The sequence below is a fragment of the Synechococcus sp. EJ6-Ellesmere genome, assembly GCF_024345875.1.
Lineage (GTDB): Bacteria > Cyanobacteriota > Cyanobacteriia > PCC-6307 > Cyanobiaceae > Regnicoccus_A > Regnicoccus_A antarcticus.
Map to the genome: position 1 here is coordinate 1 of NZ_JAGQBY010000153.1, position 7,435 is coordinate 7,435.

The following is a 7,435-nucleotide window of genomic DNA, read 5'->3' on the forward strand; positions in this document are numbered from 1 at the left end:
GTTCCATTCCATCGCTGACGCGATAGGTGTCGTCAGCCACAACGTGGAGCTGCTGGTGCGGCTGATGCGCTGCCATGGTCAGGGAGGCCCACAGCCGGCCTCAGCTTGAGACTTTTAATAGGCCCTGCGCCAGGGGGTGGTCCTTGCTGAGCTTCTCGGCAGCGGCGCCCATCACCCCGTACTGGGCGCCTTCCAATTCGCTGCGCCGGCTCAGCACCAGCTCGGCGGTCTGCGCCAAGGCCGAGGGCCAGCTGAGCAGGAAACAGAGGCTCTGGGTGAGGCTCGGGTACGCCAGGGCAATCGCAATGGCCCGCTGCTCGGCCTCCACGTCCTCGAAGGCCGGCAACTGATCGAGGTAGGTGCGCAGCAGGGTGCCGTCGAGGCAGCGCTCAAAGCAGTTCCAGCGGGCTGTCTGAGCCTCCTCTGTGCGGCCAAGGGCCTGTAGCGCGGCGATGTGGCTGTGCTCCCAGGTCATCTCCGGCCAGCGCGAGCGATCGGGGGTGGCCCTGGTGAGGAAAGCCAGGGCGTCCTCGGCGCGGCCGGCGGCCAGCAGGCGCCCTGCGATCTCGGCGGCGATGCGGGGGAAGCGCTGCTGCTCAGCGGTGTACTGGGCAATGAAGCCATCCACATCGCCGCTGGCTTCTGCCACGGCCTGCAGGCCAAGCTTCACGGTCCACTGGCGCGAGCTCTCGGCCCGCTCGTGGGCATAGGTGGGGCCGCCAGATCCGTAGGACACCTGCTGCCACTCCTGCCTGGGCGGCACCGGCACCGGCTGCTCGCCCAGCTGCTGGAACTGCTGTTTGAGCGCCGCCAGTCCCACCGGGCCCAGGGGCTCGCTCAGCTGCTGGATCAGATCGTCGAACACCCCATAGCCGTTGTGGCAGAAGGCTTCGAACACCTGCTCCGCCAGGGCCAGGGGCTCAGGTTTGGCGGCCGCGGCGATCGGGCTTAGCTGGCGGATGGCCTCGCGGAAGATGTCACCGATCAGGCCGCTGCTGTCATGGCAGCGGCCGAGCACGTTGTCCCCCAGCTCCAGGAACTGCCAGATCAACTCCAGGGCGGCAGCGGGATCGCCCTGGGCGATCGGACCGGTGATGGCGTCGAGCTGGGCCGTGAGGTCTTTGCGGATCGGCTGACGCTGGTCGCGCTCGTAGAAACGCTTGGAGCGGGCGATCGTGACCAGCCGCTGCCGCACCTGGGCGGCGGCCTCCTGGGGGCTGGAGGAAGTGGCTACGGCCAGCTTGAGCTGGCGCTTGATCGCCGGGTCACTGGCGGCCAGCTCCAGCAGCAGCTCGGTGAGGCGCTCCGGCCCGAGGGCCAGCAGGGCCTTGGCATCAAGGGCAGAGGAGCGTGGCATCAGGGGAGTGCCGCTGGGATGGCTTGGGCCTGCTGCGCAGACTCTGGCCAGGATCGCCGCAGGGGAGGCAAAGGTCCAGCCGTGCTGCAGGGCGGGGGCACCTGCAAAGGCACAGCAGCCGATACCCAAAGGCTGGTGGTCTGGGTATAAAGCGCGCAGCAACTCGGCGCCATGCCCAGCCACACCGCAAGGTCGCTCAGCCATGGGAATACTGAGGACACCTGAAGAATGGCGCCCCCACGCTTTGATCCCCATGGCTATCTGGAGGAGGGAATTCACCGCTGCACGCTCGAGCAACTGGATTCGCTGCTGGGTTGGAATGCCTGCCGCCAGCAGCTGCTCAGTCAACTGCGGCAATTCCTGATGGAAACCCTGGAGCCAGCTATGGGAGTGCAGACGCCGCTGGTGCTCGATGGCAGCTTCGTCACCCAGCACGAGCACCCCAGCGACATCGTCGTGGTGTTGTTGCTCGATGAACTCAGCGAGGACGGCTTCTGGCGAGCAGCTGATCTCTATCAGCAGCAGAAAGCCTTTCGCGAGCGCTATCAGATCCGCCTGTTCGTGCAGACGCAGATCGTCAGCATCGATGCTCTCAAGCGCATCCAGGGGATTGACCCCCGGGAGCTGCTGGAGAAAAGCCTCGATGCCAAGCACGTCAAAGGCGTGGTGAGGTTGAACTGATGGGCAGCTGGCTCGACGCGATGGAGGCCAGGGCGCGCCTGATCCATCAGGAGATCCTGGGGGCCCAGGAGCTCGCCCGTCGGGCAGGAGCCGATCCGCAGGCCTTCACCGAACCGCTCTATGAAGAGCTTGCCCGCTATTACCGCGACAACTTCTCCTATGCCCAGCTGGCCGATCATGCCGACCTGATCGCCCGCTACCGCGGCCCAGGGGTCGCGCACCGCGAGCCACCGGTGTCGCTGGTGACGACGCTGTTTGGCAATCTGCGCAAAGAGATCCAGCTGGTGGCCAAGGCGATCGCCGGGATGGAGGAGAAGAAGGTGCGCTGGCCGGCCGACCTGGACCCCCAGCTGGCCGGGTTGACCTACGGCAGCCTGGTGGTGGGCATGCGCGTGCCACAGCCTGGAGATGTGGGTGCCGATGGCCAGGCGGTGCTGCCCGGGGTGAGCGATGACCTCTACCGCGCAGTGCAGATGGCGGTGCAAAGCCTGCCGGCGATTCCACGCCTGATCCAGGACGGTGTGATCAGTGAGGCCATCTACGAGCAATTCCCCGATCCAGCCGTACGCGACACGCTGATGGTGGCGGCCAAGCGCCTGGCACCCTCAGCCCAGAACAAGGCGATCAGTGAACTGTTCCTCAGCGGCCCGCAGCCCAGTGAAGAGCTGGGTCCGGCTCAGGCACTCACCAAGCAGAGCCGCCAGATCCTGCTACGCAGCCTGAACGCGCCCAGCAACCGTCGTATGAAGGCGAACGGTGAGTTCGAAGGCGTGGTGCGGGAGGTGGACCTCGATGCCCGCCGCTTTGAGATCCGGGGGCGGGGGGCCAGCAGCGGCATGCGCTGCATCTATGAGCCCCTCTATGACGGCGACATCATCGGCCTGCTCAATGCCGCCGTGCGTGTGAAGGGCAGCTACGAGGCCGCAGCTGATCAGCAGCCCAGGCTGGTGCGCGTCGAACAGATCACCGTTACCCGGCCGGCGGATCAGCAACTGGTGCTGGAGGTCGAGTCCTAGTTCAGCTGAGCCCCACTTTCACCGGCTGCGACAACTGCCTCCCGCAGCTCTGATGGGCTCAGGGATGGCCCAGTCGTTGATGAAAGCCTTGGCTTCCGGATCGACTGCGATGTGATCGGCAGGAGCCTTGCTCTGCGCCTGGATTCAGGCCCGCAGGGCATCGATGGCGGGATCGGTATTGCCCTGCCGGGGGCCACCTGGGCCGTGGGGCACAGCTGCGACTGGGGGCATTGAGAGAGCACACGCAGGCTGTCTACACTATGCTGTACACACGCGAGGAATGATTCGATGGACGTTCTGCCCAGCCGCGTGTTTATGAACGGCAACAGCCAGGCCGTGCGCATTCCCGCGGAGTTCCGACTGAGCAGCGATCGGGTGCAGATCAGCCGCACCCCGGAAGGCGATCTGCTCATTCACCCCACCCCCAGCCGGCGGGGTCAGGCCCTGCTGCAGGCGCTCAGCGGCTTGGATGCCGACTTTGTGGAGGCGCTGGAGCAACAGCAAGCCGACAAGCTGCTGGTGCAGGACCGGGAAGCCCTGTGATCTACCTGCTCGACACCAACATCCTCATCTATCTGAGCAAGAACCGTCCGCCCCAGGTGGCCGAGCGCATTGATGCCCTCAGCGACGAGGACAGCATCGCCATGTCGTTCATCACCTGGGCCGAGCTGCTGCGCGGGGCAGAGGGCAGCCAGCGGCGGGAGGCCACCTTGCAGCAGCTGGAGGCCCTGAGGCGGCTGGTGCCGGTGCTTTATCCCGATGGACCTGGGATCTGCGAGCACTACGCCGTTCAAGCCACCGCCCTGAAGCGCCGTGCCACACCGATCGGCGCCAACGATCTCTGGATCGCCTGTCACGCGCTGGCCATCGGCGCCACCGTGGTGAGCCACAACGTCAGTGAGTTCTGCCGGGTGGAGGGGCTGCAGCTGGTGGACTGGGCCGTCTGAATCGGCCTGGCTCTGCGAATCGGGGGCAGCCCTGGCGCTGGCGATCACGTCACCCGGCCTGCCCCGGCTTGCACGCCGCGCAAGGGCTGACGCAAGTCGCTGCGCTGCGCTTCGCGCCCCTTGCACGGCGCTGGCGGCGCCGGGGCTTGACGGCGGTGTCGTTCGCCAGCTCAGCCATGGCCGCCATTCCTCTCAGCCGCACTTGCCCGATCCGGATCATCTCAGTGCATTTCCTCGGAGCTGCCGGTGAGCTCCTGCGGGTGCTGTTCCTCGATCGCGAGGGGCACATCACCGCCCAGCCGCACTACGTGCCACGAGGCGAGGCCCTGATCCTGGCCGCCAATCAGCAGCGGGTGCTCGGCGCCCAGGGCCGGGTGCAGGTGCTCTGAATCTCCTGGCCGGAGGCCGCTGCGCCTCCGGCTTTGCTCAGTTGGCAGCGATAGGGGCTTGGCCTGCATGGCAAGAGCTGAGGCCATCGACCGCACCCTGCGCCGAGCCCCATGACCGTGACGCCCGTTCCGCCGAGCGCCAGCAGCACCGCACTCCAGCGGCCAGAGCCGCACCCGATCCCCGCCATCCCCGGCTACGACGCGCTGGTGAGCCAGCGGGAGGCCAGCCGGCTGGCCTTCGGGAAGATGCTGCTGAACTGGCGGCGCCGCAACGGCTGGACCCAGTACACCGCCTGCCATTGGGCCGAGGCGATCGGTGATCCCAAGTTGGTGATCTCCTACGGCAACCTCTCGGTGATCGAGCAGGGCAAGGCCGGTGAGCTGCGCCAACGGGCCTTCTGGCAGCTGTGGGAGCTGAACCGGCGCATCGCCTCAGGTGACTGGGGACCTGTTGGTGACGTCGAGCTGCGCGACAAACTCGAGGACGCCATCCCCCTGGGCGATGACGACGCTCCGGTGTGGGGCCCTCTCGAGCTCTGGGCCTGCTACTGCGGCCTGCGGCCGGTACCACCAGCCTTTGCCGCCACACCGGCACCAGCGATGAGCGAGCGCCAGGCCGCCACACTCTGCGGCCGCTGGCGTCGGCAGCTGCAAGCAGTGATCAAGGAGCACCGCCTCGATCCGGCCGCGGCAGTGGAAACCCTGATGGACCTGGCGGGGGAGGAGCACAGAGGCGACTTCTATGCCGTGCTCACCGGCTTTCGCCGCTACAGCCCAGCGGAACTGGCAGCGCTGTGGGTGAGCGGCGATCACTACCGGCCTGAGCAGTGGCTGGAGCAGTGGCAACGGTCGCTGCCGGCCGCGGCGGCCGCCGCGGCTTGATGCACGGATGCCGTTGATGGCTGCCGCGCAGGCCTCGTCAGGGTGCGGGGCGGCGTCAAGGATCGGAGCCATGCCCGCGGTTGGTGACGGTGGTGCCGCATGACGCGGCACATGGGGGGATCGTCGCGGGTCCTTGACCCCGCCCCGACAGGAGTCCAGGTCCTGCGCTGGGTCCGCCATGGCCAAGCTTCTCGCTTCGGCTTCTGCCTCCGTTCACGTCCATGCCGCCCGCCGGCTCCACTTCTCCGCCAGCAGCGATGGCCTTCTCCTCTGGCTCAGCGAAGAGTGCTGGGGCCGTGGGCTGGTGCGGCTCGCTGGGCTCCTGGATGATCTGCTGATCGAGCGGCAGGCTGAGCAGAGCGAGCCGCCGCTGGATCCTGAGCTCGAAGCCCTGCTGCCCTTCTGAGGCCTGGGGGGCTGCGGCCCCTTTCTCCCGTCAGGCCGGCTGCAGCACAGGAGTGATCGGCAGCAGGGTAAGGGTCGTGCTGGTGCCTGCGATCTGGGAGTAGTGCTCCAGTGTCAAGCCCACCGGCTTGCCCAGCACACCTGTGTCGACAATCAGGTTGTCGCTCACTGCCTCAGAGCTGCTGCTCACCCGATCGGCCAGCTCGATGTAGAGGGTGTCGGTATCCGGGAAGTAGCGGATTTTCATGGTGCGGGGGCTGCATCAAAGGGCCTGGATGAAGGTGTCGCCGTCCAGTCCGGCTTGCCGTAGAACGCTGGCGAGGGTGCCGACGGCCAGGTCCCGCCGGTGCAGGGGAACCACGCAGATCACGGCAGCTGCACTGCCATCGGCCTTGGTCATGGTTCTGCGAAGCACCAGGTGGCTGCCCTTCTGACGAACCTCCTCAAACCCCAGTCGCTTCAAGGCCGCCACCACAGCAACGGCGGGGAGGCGCGGGAGCTTAGGCAACGTTCACTTCGAAGGTGGTAAGCAGCCTTGGCGCCAACGCCGGCCGCGGACACTCCTCCAGGAACAGTTCGGTGGCCTCCCGCAGGTTGGCCAGGGCTTCTTCCACCGTGTCCCCTTGGCTCACGGTGCCCACCTCCGGGCACTCGGCCACGTACACCTCATCCTCCCGGTGAAGGATCGCCGTGAGTCGTTGGGCAGTGACTGTGCTCATCGGCGTTGAGCGGGATGCCTCCAGTCTGGGGCTTCTACGCAAGACCAGCGAGCAGCCTGGCGGCGAGGGGGAGGGAATCGCCACTGAGCCGGCGCACACCCACCGAATCCAGTGGCCAGTCCTCACGCCGCGTCAAGGATCGGGCCATGCGCCCTCCTGCGTCGGGCGTCCTTGCCTCTGCGCTGCGGCCGGCCGTTGGGGGTGGGGTTGTCTGCCGTCCCCAGATGGCTTCCCCGCTTTCCACCTCCCGCCGCCGGCAGCCGGCACAAGCCCTCAGCCGCACAACCCTCAAGGCCCGCAATGCCCTGGTGCTGGAGCACCTGCCCCTGGCTGATGCCATTGCTTCTGCCACTGCCCGGCGCCTGTTCCCGCTGGTGGAGCTGGAGGATCTGATGCAGATGGCCCGCGAGGCCCTGGTCCGCTCAGCTCCCCGCTGCAGGGCAGGCGAACCCGCTGGGCCCTATCTGCGTCGCTGCATCACTGGGGCCCTGCAGCACCACCTGCGCGATCGGGTGCGGCTGGTGCGCGTGCCGCGCCGCATCCACGAGGAAGGCCAGTGCCCGCTGGGGCACTTCAGCCTCGATGCCAGCGCTGATGGCGAGCCGTGCCTGCTCGATCAGCTGGCTTCCTCTGAGCCCGAGCTGGCTTCCAGCGGGGCCGAGCAGGAGCTGGCGCTGGAGCGGCTGGTCGATCAGCTGCCCGCCGCCCAGGCCACAGCCCTGAGGCTCACGCTCCTGGAGGGCCTGTCACTCCGTGCTGCAGCCGAGCGGCTTCTCATCAGCACGTCTTCTGTGATGCGAGCCCAGACGAAGGCCCTCGCCGCCCTGCGCGTGCAGCTGGAGGCGTAGGGCCTCAGGCCCTTTCAAGGACAAAGGTCCTGACAAGGCATGATCGATGGGTCTCCAGCAGGGAGCCTCCAGTTGCCGGGCCTCTGTTGGGATCGGTCCTGTTGCTGCGCTGCTCTCGTTGCCGATTCAATGGGCACACTGTGAGTTGCGGGTTCTCAGTTCTCACGGCCGGAGGAGGGGCGTGGTTGTTG

General features: G+C 67.1%; 12 protein-coding genes. 8 read left to right on the forward strand and 4 right to left on the reverse strand.

From position 1 onward, the window contains the following. Positions 1 to 100: 100 nt before the first annotated feature. Positions 101 to 1,357 (reverse strand): DUF6880 family protein, encoded by a 1,257-nt coding sequence (locus KBY78_RS14320; protein WP_255144167.1) that lies wholly within the window; start codon positions 1,355 to 1,357, stop codon positions 101 to 103. A 228-nt stretch (positions 1,358 to 1,585) separates the two neighbouring features. On the opposite strand from KBY78_RS14320, the gene KBY78_RS14325 reads away from it, so the two are divergent. The 7 genes from KBY78_RS14325 (at position 1,586) to KBY78_RS14355 (ending at position 5,678) form a co-directional block, all read left to right on the forward strand. Continuing rightward, the gene (locus tag KBY78_RS14325) at positions 1,586 to 2,038 is read left to right on the forward strand and encodes a DUF6932 family protein (RefSeq protein WP_255144168.1); all 453 of its coding nucleotides are present in this window, start codon (positions 1,586 to 1,588) and stop codon (positions 2,036 to 2,038) included. Next, a complete protein-coding gene (locus KBY78_RS14330) occupies positions 2,038 to 3,054 on the forward strand; it encodes a hypothetical protein (RefSeq protein ID WP_255144170.1) in 1,017 nt (338 codons plus the stop codon). Before KBY78_RS14325 ends, KBY78_RS14330 begins: the two co-directional genes overlap by 1 nt. A 288-nt stretch (positions 3,055 to 3,342) precedes the next feature. Further along, positions 3,343 to 3,597, forward strand: coding sequence for an antitoxin (locus KBY78_RS14335; protein ID WP_255144171.1), 255 nt, complete (start codon positions 3,343 to 3,345; stop codon positions 3,595 to 3,597). Continuing rightward, positions 3,594 to 4,001 (forward strand): type II toxin-antitoxin system VapC family toxin, encoded by a 408-nt coding sequence (locus KBY78_RS14340; protein WP_255144172.1) that lies wholly within the window; start codon positions 3,594 to 3,596, stop codon positions 3,999 to 4,001. The genes KBY78_RS14335 and KBY78_RS14340 overlap by 4 nt, the downstream gene beginning before the upstream one ends. Positions 4,002 to 4,177: 176 nt before the next feature. Further along, on the forward strand, positions 4,178 to 4,390 hold the full coding sequence (locus KBY78_RS14345) for a hypothetical protein (RefSeq protein ID WP_255144173.1): 213 nt from the start codon (positions 4,178 to 4,180) through the stop codon (positions 4,388 to 4,390). A gap of 111 nt (positions 4,391 to 4,501) precedes the next feature. Further along, positions 4,502 to 5,272 carry an XRE family transcriptional regulator gene (locus tag KBY78_RS14350; protein WP_255144174.1) on the forward strand — a complete coding sequence of 257 codons (771 nt, stop codon included), beginning with the start codon at positions 4,502 to 4,504 and terminating at the stop codon, positions 5,270 to 5,272. A gap of 178 nt (positions 5,273 to 5,450) precedes the next feature. Continuing rightward, positions 5,451 to 5,678 carry a hypothetical protein gene (locus KBY78_RS14355; protein ID WP_255144175.1) on the forward strand — a complete coding sequence of 76 codons (228 nt, stop codon included), beginning with the start codon at positions 5,451 to 5,453 and terminating at the stop codon, positions 5,676 to 5,678. 30 nt (positions 5,679 to 5,708) lie between these two features. Here KBY78_RS14355 and KBY78_RS14360 read toward each other — a convergent pair whose 3' ends face one another. The 3 genes from KBY78_RS14360 to KBY78_RS14370 are packed head-to-tail and all read right to left on the reverse strand — an operon-like array spanning position 5,709 to position 6,396. After that, on the reverse strand, positions 5,709 to 5,924 hold the full coding sequence (locus KBY78_RS14360; protein WP_255144177.1) for a DUF2283 domain-containing protein: 216 nt from the start codon (positions 5,922 to 5,924) through the stop codon (positions 5,709 to 5,711). A gap of 15 nt (positions 5,925 to 5,939) precedes the next feature. Beyond that, complete coding sequence (locus tag KBY78_RS14365) at positions 5,940 to 6,185, reverse strand: type II toxin-antitoxin system HicA family toxin (RefSeq protein ID WP_255144178.1); 246 nt, start codon at positions 6,183 to 6,185, stop codon at positions 5,940 to 5,942. Continuing rightward, positions 6,178 to 6,396: a type II toxin-antitoxin system HicB family antitoxin gene (locus KBY78_RS14370; RefSeq protein ID WP_255144180.1), complete on the reverse strand. Its 219-nt coding sequence runs from the start codon at positions 6,394 to 6,396 to the stop codon at positions 6,178 to 6,180. The genes KBY78_RS14365 and KBY78_RS14370 overlap by 8 nt, the downstream gene beginning before the upstream one ends. 224 nt (positions 6,397 to 6,620) lie before the next feature. On the opposite strand from KBY78_RS14370, the gene KBY78_RS14375 reads away from it, so the two are divergent. Next, on the forward strand, positions 6,621 to 7,244 hold the full coding sequence (locus tag KBY78_RS14375) for a sigma-70 family RNA polymerase sigma factor (protein ID WP_255144181.1): 624 nt from the start codon (positions 6,621 to 6,623) through the stop codon (positions 7,242 to 7,244). The last annotated feature ends 191 nt before the right edge of the window (positions 7,245 to 7,435 follow it).

Excerpts from the sequence above, each read along its gene's own strand:
- KBY78_RS14345 (WP_255144173.1), top strand. The coding sequence starts at position 4,178 with ATGGCCGCCATTCCTCTCAGCCGCACTTGCCCGATCCGGATCATCTCA.
- KBY78_RS14370 (WP_255144180.1), bottom strand. The coding sequence starts at position 6,396 with ATGAGCACAGTCACTGCCCAACGACTCACGGCGATCCTTCACCGGGAG.
- KBY78_RS14375 (WP_255144181.1), top strand. The coding sequence starts at position 6,621 with ATGGCTTCCCCGCTTTCCACCTCCCGCCGCCGGCAGCCGGCACAAGCC.
- KBY78_RS14320 (WP_255144167.1), bottom strand. The coding sequence starts at position 1,357 with ATGCCACGCTCCTCTGCCCTTGATGCCAAGGCCCTGCTGGCCCTCGGG.
- KBY78_RS14335 (WP_255144171.1), top strand. The coding sequence starts at position 3,343 with ATGGACGTTCTGCCCAGCCGCGTGTTTATGAACGGCAACAGCCAGGCC.
- KBY78_RS14350 (WP_255144174.1), top strand. The coding sequence starts at position 4,502 with ATGACCGTGACGCCCGTTCCGCCGAGCGCCAGCAGCACCGCACTCCAG.
- KBY78_RS14325 (WP_255144168.1), top strand. The coding sequence starts at position 1,586 with ATGGCGCCCCCACGCTTTGATCCCCATGGCTATCTGGAGGAGGGAATT.
- KBY78_RS14360 (WP_255144177.1), bottom strand. The coding sequence starts at position 5,924 with ATGAAAATCCGCTACTTCCCGGATACCGACACCCTCTACATCGAGCTG.
- KBY78_RS14330 (WP_255144170.1), top strand. The coding sequence starts at position 2,038 with ATGGGCAGCTGGCTCGACGCGATGGAGGCCAGGGCGCGCCTGATCCAT.
- KBY78_RS14355 (WP_255144175.1), top strand. The coding sequence starts at position 5,451 with ATGGCCAAGCTTCTCGCTTCGGCTTCTGCCTCCGTTCACGTCCATGCC.